This window comes from Nocardioides sp. YJ-D4 (assembly GCF_054031495.1).
The window spans coordinates 5,489,468-5,507,741 of the sequence record NZ_CM132932.1 but is presented as its reverse complement, the minus strand read 5'-3'; the positions used below and the strand labels follow the sequence as shown (position 1 = coordinate 5,507,741).

The window sequence follows — 18,274 nt, the reverse complement described above, 5'->3', positions numbered from 1 at the left end:
ATAGGTTGCGGTCGTGCGCTGCGTGATTCTCGACGACTATCAGGACGTGGCGAGGACGTACGCCGCCTGGGACTCTCTCGACGGGGTAGAGGTGACGTCGCTGACCGAGCACCTCGGGCCTGACGCCCTGGTCCGGGCGCTCGACGGTGCCGAGATCGTGGTGGCGATGCGGGAGCGTACGCCGTTCCCGGCCGCCGTGCTGGAACAGCTGCCCGACCTGAAGCTGCTGGTCACGACCGGGATGCGCAACGCCTCGATCGATCTCGCCGCGGCGGCCCGGCTGGGGATCACCGTGTGCGGCACGCCGTCGAGCCCGCATCCGCCGGTCGAGCTGACCTGGGCACTGATCCACGCGCTGACCCGCCACATCGTCACCGAGGCGACCGGGCAGACCTGGCAGCGGACCGTCGGGAGCGACCTCCACGGCCGCACCCTCGGCCTGCTCGGCCTCGGCAAGATCGGGGCCCGGGTCGCGGCCGTCGGGCAGGCGTTCGGGATGGACGTGATCGCCTGGAGCCCGCACCTCACGGCCGAACGCGCCGAACCGCTCGGGGTGCGCGCGGTCGACAAGGCCACCCTGTTCGAGACCAGCGACATCGTCTCGCTCCATCTTGTGCTCTCGGAGGCCACGCGACACATCGTCGGAGACGCCGATCTGGCCTCGATGAAGCCGACCGCCCACCTGGTCAACACCTCCCGCGCCGGGCTGGTCGACACCGACGCGCTCATCGCCCACCTCGGCTCCGGCACGATCGCCGGCGCGGGCCTGGACGTCTTCGACATCGAGCCGCTGCCCGCCGACGACGTGCTCCGCCACCTCCCGAACGTGGTCGCGACGCCACACCTCGGCTACGTCACCGAGGACAACTACCGCCGGTTCTACGGTGGCGCCGTCGAGGACATCGCCGCCTGGCTGGCCGGTGACCCGATCCGTACTCTCCTGCCGAAGGACCCTGATGCCTGACCCGATCCAGCTGGCCGCCGACCTGGCACCGACCGGGGTCCTGCGCGCCTCGATCAACCTCGGCAACCCGGTCCTCGCCCAGGGCACCCCCGAGGCGCCAAGCGGGGTCACCGTGGACATCGCCCGCGAGCTGGCGAGCCGGCTCGGCGTACCGGTCTCCTTCCAGTGCTTCGACGCCGCCCGCAAGTCCTTCGAAGCACTGCGGACCGGCGCCGCCGATGTCGCCTTCCTCGCGGTCGAGCCCGCGCGGGCCGCCGAGGTCGAGTTCACCGCGCCGTACGTCCTCATCGAGGGCGTCTACGCCGTCGCGGCCGACTCCCCGATCCGGACCGCGGACGACGTCGACCGCCCGGGCGTTCGGGTCGGCGTGAAGGAGGGCTCGGCCTACGACCTCTTCCTGACCCGCACGCTGGAGAACGCCGAGGTCGTACGCGGCACCGACGGGATCGACGCCTTCCGCGAGCTCGGGCTCGAGGTCGCCGCCGGGATCCGGCAGCCTCTCGGCCGGCATGTCGACGCCGACCCCGGTCTGCGGCTGGTCGAGCCGCGGTTCATGCAGATCCGCCAGGCCGTGGCGCTCGCGCGCGGGCATCGTCCTGCCACCGTGAGCTTCGTGCACGAGCTGGTCGAGGACCTGAAGTCGAGCGGACGGATCGCCGAGTCGCTGGTCACCTCGGGGCAGGACGCGTCGGTCGCTCCCTGATCACCGTGAGCTGCGCCGGACGTAGGGCGTCGTGGTGCCGACCTTCGCCAGCCCCGAGCGCTCCAGGATCGGCCGGGAGAACTCGGTGGAGTCGCTGTGGATGTAGCGCTTGCCCCGCGCGATGGCGGTGCGGGCGCGAGCGGCGGTGAGGGCGCGGTAGATGCCGCGGCCGCGCCACTTCTCCAGCGTCGCCCCGCCCCAGATGCCGGCGAACTCCGTGTCCGGCACCATGTCGATCCGGCCGGCACTGACGATCTCGCCGTCTGCCTCGGCGACCCACATCTCGCTCTCCCCCGCCGCGATGCCTCGCAGCTGGCTCTCGACCCGAGCCTCCGAGGCCGGTGAGCCGAAGACGCCGTCCTGCATGATGCTGGCGGCGCGTACGTCCTGCTCGCTGGTGATGGCACGCAGGCCGATCCCGTCCGGCAGGGGCACGTCGACGGCCAGAAGGGCAGCCTCGCCGACCATGATCGACTCCGGCTCGTCGGGCGCGAAGCCGTGCCGCAGCAGCGTGTCGTGCAGCCCCGGGGCGTGGTCGTGGCCGCGGGTCTTCCACTCGACCTCCTCGATCGCCGGGTCGGCATCGAAGTGCGCCACCGCGGCGGCGACCAGCTCCTCGACACCGGCTGCGTCGGCCCCGTCGAGATCCTGGTAGGAGATGAATCCGCGTCCGCCGCCGAAGGTCGCGAGACGCAGCGGCCCGTGTCGGGTCACCGACACCGCCCCGGTGGTCTCGGCATCGGTTCGCAACTGCTCGTCATAGGCCTTCAGCACGGCGAGAAACCTACGTCGAAGTCGTACACCGGTGCATGTAGTTATCGGGCGGCCGGCTCCGTTCCCCTCGTGAATGGCGCTTACAAGGAGCGCCCGAAGTGGAAGGGTGAGAACATGCCTCGCTACCTGATGATCCTCGACTACCAAGCCGGCAACGACGAGACTCCCGGCGGCATGGCTGGCTGGAAGCCGGAGGAGGTGCAGGGCCACATGAGCTACTACGAAGCGCTCAACAAGGCCCTGACCGAGTCCGGCGAGCTGGTGCACGTCGAGGCCCTGACGCCGCCCGACCAGGCGTTCGTGGTGACCTCCGACGGTGCCGACAGGACCGTCACCGACGGGCCGTTCCAGGAGTTCAAGGAGTGGGTCGCCGGCTACATGATCATCGACGCCGAGACTCAGGAGCGCGCGCTGGAGATCGCCGGTCTCTACTCCGCCGCTCCCGGCCCGGGCGGGCGGCCGATCGAGCAGCCGATCCAGGTGCGCCGGATGTACCACGGCACTGACGGCTCCTCGGTCGACGACACGATCGCCTTCGGCGAGGCGAGCATCGAGTGACCGAGGCGCTGCCGGGTGACCTCCTGCGCGACCTCACTCCGCAGGTCGTCGCCGTCGTCACCCGGCGCTGCGGGGACTTCGACGCCGCGGAGGACGCCGTCCAGGAGGCGCTCGTCGAGGCGGTACGCACCTGGCCGGAGCGCGGCGTACCGGAGAACGCTCGGGGCTGGCTGATCGCCACCGCGATGCACCGCCTCATCGATGCCAAGCGCAGCGAGTCGCGCCGCCGCGACCGCGAGCATGCCGACCATCTCGCCGAGCCCGAGGGGCAGAGTGCCTCGGGGATCGACGACTCCCTCGACGTACTCCTGCTCTGCTGTCATCCCAGCCTGACCCCGGCCTCGGCAGTCGCGCTGACCCTGCGGGCGGTCGGCGGGCTCACCACCCGGGAGATCGCGAACGCCTACCTCGTCCCGGAGAAGACGATGGCGCAGCGGATCTCCCGGGCGAAGGCGACGATCAAGGGACGCTCGCTCGGGATCGACGGCTCCGCCGACCTCGCGGCGCGGATCCCGGCGATGATGAAGGTGCTCTACCTGCTCTTCAACGAGGGGTACGTCGCGACCGAGGGCGACCACCTGCAGCGGGTCGACCTGTGCGCCGAGGCGATCCGGTTGACCCGCCTCGCCCGCACCGCGCTCGCCCGGATGACGGGGAGCGCCCACGGCGAGCTCGGCGGCCTGCTCGCGCTCATGCTGCTGCTCGACGCTCGCCGCCCAGCCCGGATCGACGCGCACGGCGCCGTGGTGCCGCTGGCCGACCAGGACCGGAGTCTGTGGCGCCACGAGGCCACCCGCGAGGGGGTCGCGCTGGTCGACTCCGTCATCGGCACCGGCCGGCCGGGGACCTACCAGATCCAGGCCGCCATCGCCGCGCTCCACAATCGTGCGCCCACCGCGGAGGCGACCGACTGGCTGCAGATCACCGCGCTCTACGGGTTGCTGGAGAAGGTCGCACCCGGGCCGATCGTGACGCTCAACAAGGCCGTCGCGGTCGGGTACGCCGACGGCCCGGGCCCCGCGCTCGCGCTGCTCGACGAGCTCCTGCGCGACTGTGCTCAGAACGGCTCCGGAGGCTTCGCCGACCATCCGCGGGTGCCCGCGGTGCGCGCTCATCTGCTGGAGCTCGCCGGCGACCTGGACGGTGCTGCCGCTGCGTACGATCTGGCCTCGGTGCGGGCCACGAACCTCGCCGAGCGCCGTTTCCTGACGTCGAAGGCGGCCGCGTTGCGCGATGCTCGGTGCTGACGCATCGCTGAATTCTAGTGAGAACCGTTCTCAGGATACGCTGTGCCTGTGATCGAACTGCGCACCCCGACCCAGATCGAGCAGATGAAGCCCGCCGGCCGATTCGTGGCCGATGTCCTGACCGCACTCCGCGAGCACGCTGCCGTGGGCGTCAACCTGCTCGAGCTCGACGAGCTGGCGCACAAGATGATCAAGGACCGCGGCGCGGAGTCCTGCTACATCGACTACCACCCGAGCTTCGGCGCGATGCCGTTCGGCAAGGTGCTCTGCACCTCGGTCAACGACGGTGTGCTGCACGGCCTGCCCTTCGACTACAAGCTGCAGGACGGCGACCTGCTCAGCGTGGACTTCGCGGCCAGCGTCGACGGCTGGGTCTCCGACTCGGCCCTCTCCGTCGTCGTCGGTACGCCCCGCCAGGAGGACCTCGATCTGATCGAGACCACCACCCAGGCGCTCGCCGCCGGTATCGACGCCGCGCGCGTCGGCAACAAGGTCGGCGACATCTCCCACGCGATCGCCAGCGTCGCCCGCGCGAAGGGCCTCAAGATCAACACCCAGTTCGGCGGCCACGGCGTCGGCCGCACCATGCATGGCGACCCGCACATCGCCAACGACGGTCGTCCCGGCCGCGGCTTCAAGCTGCAGCCCGGACTCGTCATCGCGATCGAGCCGTGGTTCCTGCACACCACCGACGAGATCTTCACCGACCCCGACGGCTGGACCCTGCGCAGCGCCGACGGTTCCCGCGGCGCTCACATGGAGCACACCGTGGCGATCACCGAGGACGGCCCGCTCGTCCTCACCGCTCGCGACTGACCAACCCGGCCGAGGCGTCAGGTACGTCGGTCGAGGCGTCACCGCCGTCGGCCGAGTGGGCAGCGCCGCGACGTCTCGGCCTGCGCGAGTGACGTCTCGGCGAGGGGCGGCAAAACAGAAGTCAGCCGCTGGCGTCTCGGGTCACCAGCGGCTGACAAGAAGAACGTTAGCCGACGAAGTCGAACACGTGCAAGCACCTGCAATGCAGAAGACTGCAAATGATCCGACCGGGCTACTCGGACCACCCGAGTGGGCTATGAGCGCGGGTTCTTCGAGCGCTGCGTACGCCGCGCGTCGCGCTGCCGCCGCAGCCGGCGCACCAGGACGCCGTCGTAGGCGAGCGCCTCGGGCTTGTCGATCAGGTCGTTGACGGCTCGGTGGTATTCGGCCGCGCTCATCCCGAGCTGCTCTCTGACCGCCTCGTCGCGTCCGGTGCCGGCCGACCACCAGGAACGCTCGAAGTCCAGCAGTTGCTTCTCGTTCTCGGAAAGGCCCGGCTGCCCGTCGGCAGACCCGGGGCTGTGGGGCGCCTCGGTCATGCGTACATCATCCCAGGCGCGGCGGGCGCCTCCGAAACCGCCACGCGTCACCGTCTAGAACTACCCGGCATAGCCCATCTGGGCCATCTTCATAAAAGTGCAGATCAACTCTTTGAAGCTCGCCGGACCGTCCGCTAATCTCTTCGATGTCAGCCGCTGGTGACCCGAGACGCCAGCGGCTGACTTCTATTTCAGCGGGTGTCACACGTCCGCGGTGTCCTCGCCGTGCGTCCCCGGACGCGGCGCCCAGGGCAGCTCCCTCGCGGCCCGCACGACGACCAGCCGGTCCCCGCGCGACAGGGTGCCGACGACCGGGTCGAAGTAGCGGAAGACCTTCTCGTCGCGTACGACGGCGATCACCTGGTCGGCCAGCTGCTGCGGCTGCTTGCCGACCTCGTTGACCAGCAGGTCGCGCTCGGCGACCTCCAGGCCGGTGCCGGAGTTGAGCAGGTCCTCCATGACGGACCCGAGGGTCGGCGAGATGGTGGACAGGCCCATCAGCCGGCCGACCGCGTCGGCGGAGGTGATCACCGAGTCGGCTCCGGACTGCTTCATCAACGGCGCGTTCTCGCGCTCGCGAGCGGCAGCGACGATCCACGCCTCGGGGTTGATCTGCCGCACCGTCAGGATCGTGAGCACGTTGGAGTCGTCACGGTTGGTGGTGATGATGACCTGCTCGGCGTCCTTGACGCCCGCCCGCATCAGCACCTCGCGCCGGGTCGCGTCGCCGGTGACCACCGCGATCCCGTCGGAGTGGGCATCCGAGCGCGCGACCGGGTCGGGGTCGACCACGACGAACTCCTCGGGATCCGCTCCGCTGCTGATCAGCGTCTCCACGGCGCTACGGCCCTTCGTGCCGTATCCGACGACGACGATGTGCTGGGACATCTTCTTCCTCCAGCGAGCTACTCGGATGAGGTCACGGCCCTGCTTGGTGAGGACCTCGAGAGTGGTGCCGATCAGCAGCACCAGGAAGGCGATGCGAGCCGGCGTGATGATGAACGCGTTGATCATCCGCGCGTGCGCCTCGACCGGGGCGATGTCGCCGTAGCCGGTCGTGCTCAGCGTCACCGTCGTGTAGTAGATCGCGTCGATCAGGCTGATCTGGCCGGTGGGATCGTTGTTGTCGGCGTACGCGTCGCGGTCGAGATAGACCAGCAGGACCGTCCCGATCAGGATCGCCAGCGCGGCCAGCAGCCGCCGCCCGAGCTGCCACCAGGGCGACCGCACCGTCTCGGGAAGAGCGACCTGCTCGACACCGGCCCACTTCGGGGCATATGCAGATGTCTCGGACACATCTGTGACCCTATCCGCCGCGCTCTATCGTCTGTTGCATGAGTGCCTCCGACATCCGCCGTGTCACCAACCAGGCGCCCCCGCTCGCGGGCCACAACGTGGTCACCGGCGATGCCGCGCTGTCGGCGGCGGTCCTGCGTCACGCGGGCGAGGAGACCCTCGAATCGCTCGTCTCCCTGGGCGCCGAGGCCGGCACCGCCGAGGCACAGGAGCACGGCCGCCTCGCCAACCGCTTCCACCCCGAGCTGGTCCCCTACGACCGCTACGGCAACCGGATCGACGAGGTCGCCTTCCACCCCTCCTGGCACTGGCTGATGGACAGAGCCGTCGGCCACGGTCTGGCCGCCGCGCCCTGGGCACTGGCCGAGAAGGGCGAGAAGAACGCCCACGTACGCCGCGCCGCCGGTTTCCTCGCCTGGTCCCAGACCGAGCCCGGCCACCTGTGCCCGATCTCCATGACTTACGCCGCGGTCCCAGCCCTCCGCGCCGACGAGTCGCTCGCCGAGGAGTGGGTGCCGAGGCTCGCCTCCACGACCTATGACTTCGGTCCCCGCGACCCCGCCGAGAAGCTCGGCGCCCTGGCGGGCATGGGGATGACCGAGAAGCAGGGCGGCTCGGACGTACGCCTCAACATCACCGAGGCGCGTCCCGCCGGCGACGGCGTCTACGAGCTGCACGGGCACAAGTGGTTCACCTCGGCACCGATGAACGACGTCTTCCTGGTGCTGGCCCAAGCACCTGATGGCCTCACCTGCTTCCTCGTGCCTCGCATCCTGCCCGGCGGCAGCCGCAACCGGCTCGACGTGGTGCGGCTCAAGGACAAGCTCGGCAACCGCTCCAACGCCAGCTCCGAGCTCGAGTTCCGCGGTACCACCGCCTACCGGCTGGGCGAGGAGGGCCGCGGCGTACGCACGATCATCGAGATGGTCGCCGCCACCCGCCTCGACTGCGTGCTGGGCTCGGCCTCCCTGATGCGCCGGGCCGTGGCCGAGGCGAGCTGGCACGTCGCCCACCGCTCCGCGTTCGGCTCCACCCTGGCCGACAAGCCGCTGATGCAGAACGTGATCGCCGATCTGGCCGTCGAGTCCGAGGCGGCCACGACCCTGGCGATGCGCCTGGCCGCCGCCGTCGACCGGCCCGACGACGAGCACGAGCGGGCCCTGCGCCGTATCGGCCTGCCGCTGGCCAAGTTCTGGGTCTGCAAGCGCACTCCGGCGATGGTGGCGGAGGCGCTGGAGTGCCTGGGCGGCAACGGGTACGTCGAGGAGTCGGTGATGCCGCTGCTCTTCCGCGAGTCCCCGCTCAACTCGGTCTGGGAGGGCTCCGGCAACGTCAACGCCCTCGACGTCCTGCGTGCCATCCAGCGCGAACCCGGGGTCCTCGACGCCTGGATCACCGAGGTCGGCAAGGCCAAGGGCGCCGACCGGCGCTACGACCGGGCCGTCGACGCCACCCTCTCCCTGCTGGGCGAGTCGATGACCGGTCCCGAGGAGCTGGAGCGCTCGGCCAGGCGCCTGGCCGGCAGCATGGCGACACTCCTGCAGGGGAGCCTCCTGGTCCAGCACGGACCCGACGAGGTGGCCGACATCTTCTGCGCCAGCCGCCTGCCGGGCCACGGTGGGACGTACGGCATGCTCGCCGGCGGCGACCAGGTGGCGGTCGTGCAGCGGGCGACGCCGACCCTGTAGCGGCCTCGACGCGCAAGCGGCGGGCGCCATGCCCCGAAGGAGACATGACGCCCGCCGCTTGCGGACCGGACCTCAGCCCTTGACGGACCCGGCCGTGAGCCCACGGACGAAGTAGCGCTGCAGCGAGAAGAACACCAGCAGCGGCACCGTCATCGTGATGAACGCACCAGCAGTGAGCAGGTGCCACTCCTGGCCACGGTCACCGATCAGGTCGCGCAACGTGATCGTGACGACCTCGTTGTCACCCGCCCCGAGGAAGATGAGCGCGACCAGAAGGTCGTTCCAGACCCAGAGGAACTGGAAGATCGCGAACGCTGCCAGTGCGGGCACCGACATCGGCACGATCAGCCTCCAGAAGGTCTGGAAGTGGGAGGCCCCGTCGATCTCGGCCGACTCGATGATCTCCTGCGGCAGTGTCGCCATGTAGCTGCGCAGGATGAAGACCGCCAACGGCATCCCGAACGCCGTGTGGGCCAGCCACACCGCGAGGAAGGTGCCGTTGAGGTCGTAGCTCCCGAACAGGTTGAGCAGCGGCACGAACGCCACCTGCAGCGGGACGACCAGCAACCCGACGATCACCATGAACAGCACGTTGCGCCCCGGGAACCGCATGAACGTGAACGCGTACGCAGCGAACGCGGCGATCATGATCGGCAGCACCGTCGCGGGGACGGAGACGACGATCGAGTTCACGAAGGCGTTCGCCATCCCGCTCTCGAGGACCTGCGAGTAGCTGTCGAAGGTCCACTGGGAGAACGGGTCGGTGATGACCGTCCACCAGCCCGACGACTTCACATCGGCCTCGTCGCGGAACGACGAGATCAGCAGACCCAGCGTCGGGATGAACCAGAGGACGCACAGCAGGACGATGCCCACACGGACAGCGATGCTGCCGAGGGTGAAGCTCCTCATCAGCGGGCCTCCTGCTTCTTGAACTGGCGCATCTGGTAGACCATCACCGGGATCACCGCGATCATCAGGACCACGACCACCGCGGCCGCGCGACCGGCGTCACCGAACTCGAAGAGCTCGAGGACGAAGGTGTTGGCCAGCACCGAGGTGCCGGACCGGCCACCGGTCATCACGTAGACGATGTCGAAGACCTTCATCACCAGGATGAGGATGGTCACGAAGACCACGATCACCGTCGGCCAGATCTGCGGTACGACGACCTTGAAGAAGATCTGGATCTCGCTGGCCCCGTCGATGCGCGCCGCCTCCACGGTGTCCTCGGGGACGCTCTTGATCGCCGAGGAGAGCAGCACCATCGCGAACCCCGCCTGCAACCAGATCATGATGACGATCAGGAGCAGGTCGTTGAGGTTGTAGTCGGAGATGCGCAGCCAGGCGACCGGCTCGAACCCGAGACTGGTCGAGATCGCCGAGAGGAGACCGATCTGCTTGTCCCCCTGCGCGAACCTGGTCGCGTAGACGAAACCCCAGATCGTGCTCGCCCCGACGAAGCTGATCGCCATCGGCATGAAGATGACCGACTTCGCGACCCGCTCCGGGAACGCCTTGAGCTGATCGGCCAGCACCGCCACGAGCAGACCGACGATGACGCTGGCGGCCGGGACGATGAGGATCCAGAGCAGGTTGTTGACCAACGTGCCGATGAACTCGTCGTCCCGGAAGAGCGCCGTGTAGTTGTCGAACCCGACCCAGTTGATGCTGTTGTCATCGGCGAAGCTGTAGATCACCGTCATCAGGGCCGGGTAGACCAGGAAGACGGCGACCACCAGGATGGCCGGGCCGATGAAGACGTACGGCTTGACCCGCCGCTCCCACTTGCCCGGCAGCAGGCCCGAGAGGAAGTTGAGCAGCCAGAAGAGCGCAGCGGTGCCACCGACCCCGAGGACGATCGCGATCAGGCCGTTGAGGATCTTCAGATATGGGTCATCGCTCATCCTCGCCAGCTCTCCTCGATCGCGTCGGCCGCCTCCTGAGCGCTCTTCTCACCTCCGACGTAGGCGTTCATCTCGCTCCAGAACGTCCCGGCGCCCACCTGTGCGGGCATCAGGTCCGAACCGTCGAAGCGGAAGGTGTCGGCGTCCTGCAGCAGCGTCGCGATCTCACCGAACATCGGGTCGGCGTACTGCGAGTTGTCGAACTCGACGCTCGGCGAGAGCCAGCCACCGGACTTGGCCCACTCGGCACCGAAGTCGGGGGACGCGAAGAACTCCATCAGCTCGACCACGTCGGTGTCGTTGGTGAAGGCGGTCGCCATGTCACCGCCACCGAGGACCGGGTTGCCCTCGAAGCCGCCCTCCATGCTGCCCGGGAGCGCGAAGACGCCGACGTTGCCGGCCAGGTCCTGCTGGACGTCCTTCGGGAAGAAGGTGGTGATGAAGTTGGCCTGACGGTGCATCTGGCAGCCGGGCTTCGCGTCGAAGAGCGGCAGCGGGGAGTCGCCGAAGGGCTCGCTCAGCGTGCCGTCGGCCCCGCCGCGTACGTTCTTCGGCTTGTTGATGATGTCGCCCATGGTCTCGATCGCCTCGACGATCTTCGGGTCGTTGAAGGGGACCTCGTGGGAGACCCACTCGTCGTAGAACTCCGGGCCCTCCTGGCGCAGGACGATCTCCTCGACCCAGTCGGTGTAGACCCAGCCGGTGTCGGCACCGGCCTCGGCGCCGAGGCACCACGGGGTCTGGCCCTTGGAGATCATCTGGTCCTCGAGGCTTCGCAGCTCGTCCCAGGTCGTGGGCGTCTTGTAGCCGGACTGCTCGAAGTTCTTCGGGGTCCAGACCAGCGACTTCATCGAGACGCGGATCGGTACGCCGTAGGTCTTGTCGTCGATCTCGACCGAGTCCATCAGGCCAGGGATCATGGTGTCGTCGAGCGAGCCGACGTCGATGAGGTCGTCGAGCGGGAGCGTGTCACCCGACTCGGTCAGGTCACCGACGAGGCCGGGCTGTGGGAAGAGCGCGATGTCGGGCGCGTCGTTTCCGTTGACCTTGGTGCGGATCTCGGTGGTGAAGTCCGTGGAGGGGGTGTAGGTCACCTCGATCCCGGTCTCCTTGGTGAAGGTGTCGAGGGCCGCGTTGAGCCCCACGGCCTCGCCCTCGGGGATCGCGCCGAGGATCTGGATGCTGCCGTCTCCCTCTTCGGTGTCGCCGGCATCGTTGCTGCCGCCGCCACCGGGGACGCCGCAGCCGGTCACAGCGAGCAGACCTGCGACTACTGCTCCGATTTGCCACTTTCGCACGTGCATCTGATTGCACCCTCCATCGTCGTGTTGATCCACGGAGTCGTGCCACGCAGGCCGCGTCGGGTCCACGAGGCAGCGCCTCGTTATGTGATCTCCATAACATTAGTCGTTATGGTCCATCGATGTCCCGGGCAAATTGTCGAACACTCACCCGAGAACGCGCAGGACGATACCTGTCACGCACTCCGGCACCATGACGACCCGCCATCCCGGTGTGGCTCCGGCAGCCGGGTTAGGCCAGAATCAGCGCCCAAATGAACTATCCGCATCCTCCCCATCAAGGCCCCGGCCAAGGGCCTCATCACCAGCCGCCTCGCGACCCGCTGGCCGTGGCCGGCCGGCTGGCCGCCGTCATCTGCTCGATCCTCTTCTGGCTGATCGGAGCGATCGCCGTGATCGCTGCCGTCATCGGCATCTTCCGGGCCTTCGGCGGCGACCTGGCCTGGCGTACGGTCGGGATCTGGGCCGTCGCCGGTATCGGCTGCTTCGCGTTCTCGTGGATCATCGCCGCGCTCGGCCGGATCGGGCTCGACGACGAGCCGATCGGCTCGTGGCGCGCCGCGCCGTTCGAGCTGGCGCGGATCCTCTACCGCAACCGCAACCGATGACAACAGGCCGTACGTCGCGCGTGTCCGCGCGGCGTACGGCCTGTCGTCGTGGGGTCTAGACGAGCGCCTTGTCGGTTTCTGCCGCAGGCGGGGCGGCGTGGTCGTCGACCATGGTCGTCTCGTCGAACGGGTCCTGACCGTCCAGGACGCGGTCGAGCTGGCTGTGGTCGATGGTCTTGGTCCAGTGGCCGACCAGGACGGTGGCGACCGAGTTGCCGGCGAAGTTGGTCAGCGCGCGGGCCTCGGACATGAACCGGTCGATGCCCACGATGAGCCCGACCCCGTCGACCATCTCCGGGCGGTGGGACTGCAGCCCGCCGGCCAGGGTCGCCAGGCCGGCGCCGGTGACACCGGCGGCACCCTTGGAGGCGATCATCATGAACAGCAGCAGGCCGATCTGCTCGCCGATGCTCAGCGGGTCGCCCATCGCGTCGGCGATGAAGATCGAGGCCATCGTCAGGTAGATCGCGGTGCCGTCGAGGTTGAACGAGTAGCCCGTGGGGACCACGACACCGACGGTCGCCTTCTCGACACCGGCGTGCTCCATCTTCGCGATCAGGCGCGGGAGGGCCGACTCGGACGAGCTGGTGGAGAGGATGAGCAGGAACTCGCGGGCGAGGTACTTGAGCAGCTTGAAGAGGTTGACGCCGGTCGCCAGCTTGAGGAGCACGCCCAGGATGCCGAAGACGAAGATCGCGCACGTGACGTAGAACGCGACCATGATGACGGCGAGGCTCTTCAGGGCGTCGATGCCGGTCTCCCCCACCACACCGGCGATGGCGCCGAAGGCACCGACCGGGGCGGCCCACATGATCATCGCGAGCACCCGGAAGATCAGGTTCTGGATCATGGTGATCGCCTTGAGGATCGGCTTGCCCGACTCACCCATCCGCTGCAGCGCGAAGCCGACCAGGAGCGCGACCAGCAGCGTCTGCAGCACCACGCCGGAGGTCAGCGCCGAGAAGAGCGAGGTCGGGATGATGCTGAGGAGGAAGTCCGTCGTGCTCGCGTGACCCTCCGAGGCAGCCTCCTGGCCCGCGCTGGACGCGTCCGAGCTCAGCTGGAGGCCGGTGCCCGGGTCGATGATGTTGCCGACGACCACGCCGATCGCCAGGGCGACCGTTGACATCACGATGAAGTAGGCCAGCGCCAGCCCACCGACCTTGCCGACCTTGGCCGCGTTGGCGACCGAGCCGACGCCGATGACCAGGGTGCAGAAGATGATCGGCTGGATCATCATCTTGATCAGGTTCACGAAGGCCGTGCCGATCGGCTTCAGCTCCACCGCGAACGACGGGGCGATCAACCCGACCAGAATGCCGAGGACCACCGCGGCGATCACCGCGATGTAGAGATAGTGTGTCCGGTCCTTCTTGGGTCTTGTCTCAGTCGTGGTCGTACTCATCGTTCCTCCTGGTCCGGTGTGTCCTGCCCTCCGGGGCAACTCGGGCAACTCTCCGGGAGAACGTGACGACCGTCACTGTTGTGTTCGTTGTGTTCGTGGCCACGATCACATCCACGCAACGGAGGTGGTCCAGAATGTTGTCGTGCCCCGTGTCCACCCGTTCCGCCCCCGCGTTCTCCGCGATCGGCCGGTGGCCCAGCAGGTGCTTCTCCTGCAGTTCGGCACGGTGCTGCTGCTCGTCGTCACCGGCATCCTGATGGCCTCCTACGACGCCCAGCGCGACTCCTACAGCCGCGCCACCCAGCGTGCGGTGGCCGTCGCCCAGACCGTCGCCGACTCCCCCACCGTCAGCACCGCGCTGCGTGGCGAGGACCCGACGGCGACCCTCCAGCCCTGGACCGAGCAGGTACGCCGCGACACCGACACCGACTTCGTTGTGGTGATGGCGCTGGACCGCACCCGCTACACCCACACCGATCCGCGTCAGATCGGCGGCAAGTTCGTCGGCGACCTCGGCGGCGCGCCGGACGGCGAGGTCTTCACCCAGCAGTACACCGGGACGCTCGGGCCATCGGTCCGCTCGGTGGTGCCGGTCGAGGACGGCGACGAGGTCGTCGCGCTCGTCTCCGTCGGCATCACGGTCAGCGACATCAACCGCGGTCTCCGGCGCGACGTCACGATCGTGCTGCTGTGCGGTGCGCTGGTGCTGGCCGTGGGGCTGACCGGTGCCTGGCTGCTGAGCAGGCGCCTGCACCGGCTGACCCATGGCATGGGCGAGCGTGAGCTGGCCCGGATGTACGAGTACTACTCCGCCGTCCTCCACTCGGTCCGCGAAGGTCTGCTCCTGCTCGACGGCGAGGGGCGCGTGCAGCTGGTCAACGACGAGGCGCGGCGCCTGCTGGCGCTGCCGGAGGACGTCATCGGCACCCGGATCGAGGACCTCGACCTGGCGCCCGGGCTGGTCGCCGCCGCGCGCGGCCGCACCGCCGAGTCCGACGACCTCTACCTCGCCGGCGAGCGGATCCTGGTGGTCTCCTCGGCACCCGCACTGTGGGACGGCCGCGAGGTCGGCGCCGTGGTGACGCTGCGCGACCACACCGAGCTGCGCTCGGTGACCGGCGAGCTCGAGGTCGTACGCCGCCTCACCGAGTCGCTCCGGTCGCAGAACCACGAGGCGGCCAACCGGCTCCACACCGTGGTCTCCCTCATCGAGATGGGCCGCGAGCAGGACGCGGTCGAGTTCGCCACCGAGGAGCTCCAGGTCGCCCAGCTCCTCACCGACCGGGTCGTCGGCGCGGTCGAGGATCCCGTCGTGGCCGCGCTCCTGCTCGGCAAGTCGGCCGAGGCGGCCGAGCAGGGCGTCGAGTTCCGTATCGTCGGCGAGGTGCCGTCGGGCACGGGCATCCCGCCCCGCGACCTGGTGACGGTGCTGGGCAACCTCGTCGACAACGCCTTCGATGCCGTCTCCGGCTTCGAGTCCCGCCAGGTCGAGGTCCACCTGACCGGTGACGAAGACACCCTCACGGTGCGCGTGGGCGACAGCGGACCCGGCTTGGACGACGCCGACTCGGCGCGCGTCCTCGACCGCGGCTGGACCACGAAGGCCGAGCCCGGCACCGGCCGCGGGCTGGGCCTCGCGCTGGTCGGGCAGATCGCCCGGCGTCATGGCGGCGAGGTCGCCATCGGCCGCTCGCACCTCGGCGGGGCCGAGTTCACCGTCACCCTCGGCACGGAGGTGGCCGGATGAACGTGCGTGTCCTGGTCGTCGAGGACGAGGCGCTCGCCGCCGAGGCCCACGCGGCGTACGTCGGGCGGGTCTCGGGCTTCGCCCTGGCCGGGATCGCGCGCTCGGCGCGCGAGGCGGTCCGCGCGCTCGACGCAGCCCGTGACGCCGGTGCTCCGGTCGACCTGATCCTGCTCGACATGAACCTGCCCGACGGGCACGGGCTCGGGCTGCTCAGCAGGCTCCGCGCCGCCGGGCACCTGTGCGACGTGATCGCGGTGACCGCGGCACGAGACACCAAGGTCGTGCGGCAGGCCGTCGTGCAGGGGGTCGTGCTCTACCTGCTCAAGCCGTTCACGTTCGCGACGTTCCGGGACAAGCTCGAGCAGTACGCCGACTATCGCGCCCGCTTGGACGCCGCCCCCGAGGAGGTCGTTCAGGACGAGGTCGACCAGCTGCTGGGGTCGCTGCGGCCCACCGGCAGCACACCGCTGCCCAAGGGCATGAGCGCGGAGACGCTGCGGGCGGTGACGGCCGCCCTGCGCGAGGCCGACCGCGACCTGTCCGCGAGCGAGGTCGCCGCGGTGGTCGGCGCGTCGCGAGTGACCGCACGGCGCTACCTCGAGCATCTCGCCGACAAGGGCCTGGCCGCGCGCGGGGTCCGCTACGGTCCCAGCGGCGGCCGGCCCGAGGTCGGCTACTCCTGGCTCTGAACCGGACGTGAGACCGGGAAAATGGTTCGCACCGGGGCCATCGCGCCGGGCAGAGTCGAGGCCCATGACCAGCAGCGACCTGTGGACCCGCGACGACGCCGAGCGCTACGACGACCCCGACGACTGGGTCAACTCACCCGAGGTGACCGGCCCGGTGGCCCGCTTCCTCGCCGACCTCGCCGACGGCGGCCCCGCGCTCGAGCTCGCCATCGGGACGGGCCGGATCGGCGTACCGCTGCGGGAGCTGGGGGTGCCGGTCACCGGCATCGAGCTGTCCCAGCCGATGGTCGACGTCCTACGGCGCAAGGTCACCGAGGAGGAGATCCCGGTCGTGGTCGGTGACATGGCCTCCGCCGAGGCGCCTGGGGTGGGGACGTATTCGTTGGTCTATCTGGTCTTCAATACGATCGGGAACCTGCGTACGCAGGAGGAGCAGGTCGCCTGCTTCGCCAATGCCGCTCGTCATCTGGCACCGGGCGGGCGCTTTCTGGTCGAGGTCGGCGTGCCCAGCCTGCGGCGGCTTCCTCCAGGCAGCCCGGCGATCCCGTTCGACGTCTCCGCAGCGCACCTCGGGTTCGACACCTACGATCTGGTCACCCAGCAGGCGATCTCGCACCACTACACCCGCGAGGCCGACGGCCGGTTCCGCTACGGGCCACACAACTTCCGGTTCGTGTGGCCCTCCGAGCTCGACCTGATGGCGAGGTTGGCCGGGATGACGCTGGATACGAGGTACGCCGGCTGGGACCGCTCCGAGTTCACCAGCGACTCCACGAGTCATGTGTCCGTCTGGCGCGTGCCCGCATAGCGCTGGACCCGCTACCGCGGATCGGAGAGACTGAAGACGGACGACGAATCCACCTATCCACATCGCCACCAGAAGGGAGGATGTGATGAGCATCGCCAGCCATTCTGGCGACCTCACCCGCGTGCCGATGTCGTGGGACGAGTATCTCGCCCTCGAGGACACCCCGGGTGAGTACTACGGAGGATCGCTCGTCACCTTGGCACCGCCAGGACGCAAACACCAGCGCATCATGTTCGAGCTCCAGACGCTGATCCGCCACCATCTCGCTCCGGGCACCGATGTGACCCAAGCATGGGGGTGGTCGCCGAACGACGTGCGAGAAGAGCTCATCCCCGACCTCATGGTCCATGTCCAGACCGACGAGGAACGCACGTTGACCAGCACACCGCACCTGGTTGTCGAGATCCTCTCGAGCAACCGTCGCGACGACCTCGTCGGCAAGCTCAACCGCTACGCCCAGTGGGGCGCCCCGGCGTACTGGATCGTCGACCCTCGTGACCACGTCATCCTGACCCATCGCCTCGAGGACGGCTACTTCGTGGAGACCGGCAGATACACGGACGGGCCGGCGACGCTGACCTACGGCGACGTCAAGGTCCCGGTCGACGTCGACGCTCTCCTCGGCTGATCGCGTCAATCGCCGCGCTGGAACTCCCAGGCGAGCTGAATCGCTGACTTCACAGCCTCTGCAGGGGCACGGTCGAGGTAGGCCTCGATCTTGTGATGGGCCTCCAGCCGGGGCGGGATGCCGAAGGCGTCCGGCCAGCGGTCGACCAACTCCTCGCGGCGCTCGACCGGGACCCGGACGAGCAGGGTGGTCGGGTCGACCAGCCTGGCGACCAGGCGGTCGTGGACATACCAGCCACGCGGCTTGTGGCGGCAGCCGTCCAGCGAGGAGAGGAAGGCGTCGACCTCGTCCGGAGTCATGCCTGTGGAGCGTACGCCGCCCGCCACCGCTCGGCAGCCACCTGCGCGGCCTCGCTGATCAGCGCGGTCAGCTCGGGCCGGTCCGGGACCGGGAACGAGGTGTAGGCGCTGCGGCCTCCCTCGACCGGGCGGCCGTACGCCTTGGCCGCGAGGCGCCCGTCGGGCAGGAGACGCACGTTGAGGGTGCTGAGCCGGAAGACCACGTCGCGGCGGGTGTCGGTCCACTGAAGGGCCTCGGGAACGGCGACATTGATCGCCAGGGCGCTGACCTCGACCTCATCACTCGTCACGGGCCGA

Annotated in this window: 20 protein-coding genes; 11 read left to right on the top strand and 9 right to left on the bottom strand. The window is 69.0% G+C overall.

All coding sequences use genetic code 11. The annotated features are described in order from the left end of the window. Positions 1–13 precede the first annotated feature (13 nt). Positions 14–964, top strand: a complete 951-nt coding sequence (locus ACW14X_RS26310) for a D-2-hydroxyacid dehydrogenase family protein (RefSeq protein ID WP_350840512.1) — start codon at positions 14–16, stop codon at positions 962–964. Then, a complete protein-coding gene (locus tag ACW14X_RS26305) occupies positions 957–1,667 on the top strand; it encodes a transporter substrate-binding domain-containing protein (RefSeq protein WP_350840514.1) in 711 nt (236 codons plus the stop codon). Before ACW14X_RS26310 ends, ACW14X_RS26305 begins: the two co-directional genes overlap by 8 nt. On the opposite strand, the gene ACW14X_RS26300 is transcribed toward ACW14X_RS26305, so the two are convergent. Continuing rightward, positions 1,668–2,441 (bottom strand): GNAT family N-acetyltransferase, encoded by a 774-nt coding sequence (locus tag ACW14X_RS26300; RefSeq protein WP_160022558.1) that lies wholly within the window; start codon positions 2,439–2,441, stop codon positions 1,668–1,670. 114 nt (positions 2,442–2,555) lie between these two features. Here ACW14X_RS26300 and ACW14X_RS26295 point away from each other — a divergent pair, with 114 nt between their 5' ends. The 3 genes from ACW14X_RS26295 to map are packed head-to-tail and all read left to right on the top strand — an operon-like array spanning position 2,556 to position 5,062. Beyond that, entirely contained in the window at positions 2,556–2,999 is a 444-nt protein-coding gene (locus tag ACW14X_RS26295; protein ID WP_350714742.1) for a YciI family protein, read from the top strand. Beyond that, complete coding sequence (locus ACW14X_RS26290) at positions 2,996–4,246, top strand: RNA polymerase sigma factor (RefSeq protein ID WP_457163859.1); 1,251 nt, start codon at positions 2,996–2,998, stop codon at positions 4,244–4,246. Before ACW14X_RS26295 ends, ACW14X_RS26290 begins: the two co-directional genes overlap by 4 nt. 48 nt (positions 4,247–4,294) lie before the next feature. Next, entirely contained in the window at positions 4,295–5,062 is a 768-nt protein-coding gene (map, locus tag ACW14X_RS26285) for a type I methionyl aminopeptidase (RefSeq protein ID WP_160028780.1), read from the top strand. A gap of 254 nt (positions 5,063–5,316) precedes the next feature. Here the strand turns inward: map and ACW14X_RS26280 are convergent, their stop codons facing one another. Continuing rightward, positions 5,317–5,601 carry a DUF3263 domain-containing protein gene (locus ACW14X_RS26280; protein ID WP_160022554.1) on the bottom strand — a complete coding sequence of 95 codons (285 nt, stop codon included), beginning with the start codon at positions 5,599–5,601 and terminating at the stop codon, positions 5,317–5,319. Positions 5,602–5,802: 201 nt separating this feature from the next. Beyond that, positions 5,803–6,897 carry a potassium channel family protein gene (locus tag ACW14X_RS26275; protein WP_160022552.1) on the bottom strand — a complete coding sequence of 365 codons (1,095 nt, stop codon included), beginning with the start codon at positions 6,895–6,897 and terminating at the stop codon, positions 5,803–5,805. A gap of 38 nt (positions 6,898–6,935) precedes the next feature. Here ACW14X_RS26275 and ACW14X_RS26270 point away from each other — a divergent pair, with 38 nt between their 5' ends. Then, positions 6,936–8,585 carry an acyl-CoA dehydrogenase family protein gene (locus ACW14X_RS26270; RefSeq protein WP_350840518.1) on the top strand — a complete coding sequence of 550 codons (1,650 nt, stop codon included), beginning with the start codon at positions 6,936–6,938 and terminating at the stop codon, positions 8,583–8,585. 72 nt (positions 8,586–8,657) lie between these two features. Here the strand turns inward: ACW14X_RS26270 and ACW14X_RS26265 are convergent, their stop codons facing one another. From ACW14X_RS26265 to ACW14X_RS26255, 3 genes are read right to left on the bottom strand one after another with little or no spacing between them, the layout of a single operon-like run. Further along, complete coding sequence (locus tag ACW14X_RS26265) at positions 8,658–9,497, bottom strand: carbohydrate ABC transporter permease (protein WP_350840520.1); 840 nt, start codon at positions 9,495–9,497, stop codon at positions 8,658–8,660. After that, positions 9,497–10,492 carry a carbohydrate ABC transporter permease gene (locus ACW14X_RS26260; protein ID WP_160022546.1) on the bottom strand — a complete coding sequence of 332 codons (996 nt, stop codon included), beginning with the start codon at positions 10,490–10,492 and terminating at the stop codon, positions 9,497–9,499. The genes ACW14X_RS26265 and ACW14X_RS26260 overlap by 1 nt, the downstream gene beginning before the upstream one ends. Continuing rightward, entirely contained in the window at positions 10,489–11,790 is a 1,302-nt protein-coding gene (locus tag ACW14X_RS26255; protein WP_457163858.1) for an ABC transporter substrate-binding protein, read from the bottom strand. The genes ACW14X_RS26260 and ACW14X_RS26255 overlap by 4 nt, the downstream gene beginning before the upstream one ends. 257 nt (positions 11,791–12,047) lie before the next feature. On the opposite strand from ACW14X_RS26255, the gene ACW14X_RS26250 reads away from it, so the two are divergent. Next, complete coding sequence (locus tag ACW14X_RS26250; protein ID WP_457163857.1) at positions 12,048–12,401, top strand: hypothetical protein; 354 nt, start codon at positions 12,048–12,050, stop codon at positions 12,399–12,401. Positions 12,402–12,456: 55 nt separating this feature from the next. Here the strand turns inward: ACW14X_RS26250 and ACW14X_RS26245 are convergent, their stop codons facing one another. After that, positions 12,457–13,806: a cation:dicarboxylate symporter family transporter gene (locus ACW14X_RS26245; protein WP_457163856.1), complete on the bottom strand. Its 1,350-nt coding sequence runs from the start codon at positions 13,804–13,806 to the stop codon at positions 12,457–12,459. A gap of 142 nt (positions 13,807–13,948) precedes the next feature. Here ACW14X_RS26245 and ACW14X_RS26240 point away from each other — a divergent pair, with 142 nt between their 5' ends. The 4 genes from ACW14X_RS26240 (at position 13,949) to ACW14X_RS26225 (ending at position 17,678) form a co-directional block, all read left to right on the top strand. After that, positions 13,949–15,553 (top strand): ATP-binding protein, encoded by a 1,605-nt coding sequence (locus ACW14X_RS26240; protein ID WP_457163855.1) that lies wholly within the window; start codon positions 13,949–13,951, stop codon positions 15,551–15,553. After that, the gene (locus ACW14X_RS26235; RefSeq protein ID WP_160022536.1) at positions 15,550–16,242 is read left to right on the top strand and encodes a response regulator; all 693 of its coding nucleotides are present in this window, start codon (positions 15,550–15,552) and stop codon (positions 16,240–16,242) included. Before ACW14X_RS26240 ends, ACW14X_RS26235 begins: the two co-directional genes overlap by 4 nt. A gap of 64 nt (positions 16,243–16,306) precedes the next feature. Next, positions 16,307–17,050, top strand: coding sequence for a class I SAM-dependent methyltransferase (locus tag ACW14X_RS26230; protein ID WP_160022534.1), 744 nt, complete (start codon positions 16,307–16,309; stop codon positions 17,048–17,050). A gap of 85 nt (positions 17,051–17,135) precedes the next feature. After that, on the top strand, positions 17,136–17,678 hold the full coding sequence (locus tag ACW14X_RS26225) for a Uma2 family endonuclease (protein ID WP_160022532.1): 543 nt from the start codon (positions 17,136–17,138) through the stop codon (positions 17,676–17,678). Between the two features lie 5 nt (positions 17,679–17,683). Here the strand turns inward: ACW14X_RS26225 and ACW14X_RS26220 are convergent, their stop codons facing one another. Continuing rightward, entirely contained in the window at positions 17,684–17,977 is a 294-nt protein-coding gene (locus ACW14X_RS26220; RefSeq protein WP_457163854.1) for a hypothetical protein, read from the bottom strand. Further along, a complete protein-coding gene (locus tag ACW14X_RS26215; protein ID WP_091040955.1) occupies positions 17,974–18,267 on the bottom strand; it encodes a hypothetical protein in 294 nt (97 codons plus the stop codon). The genes ACW14X_RS26220 and ACW14X_RS26215 overlap by 4 nt, the downstream gene beginning before the upstream one ends. Positions 18,268–18,274 lie beyond the last annotated feature (7 nt).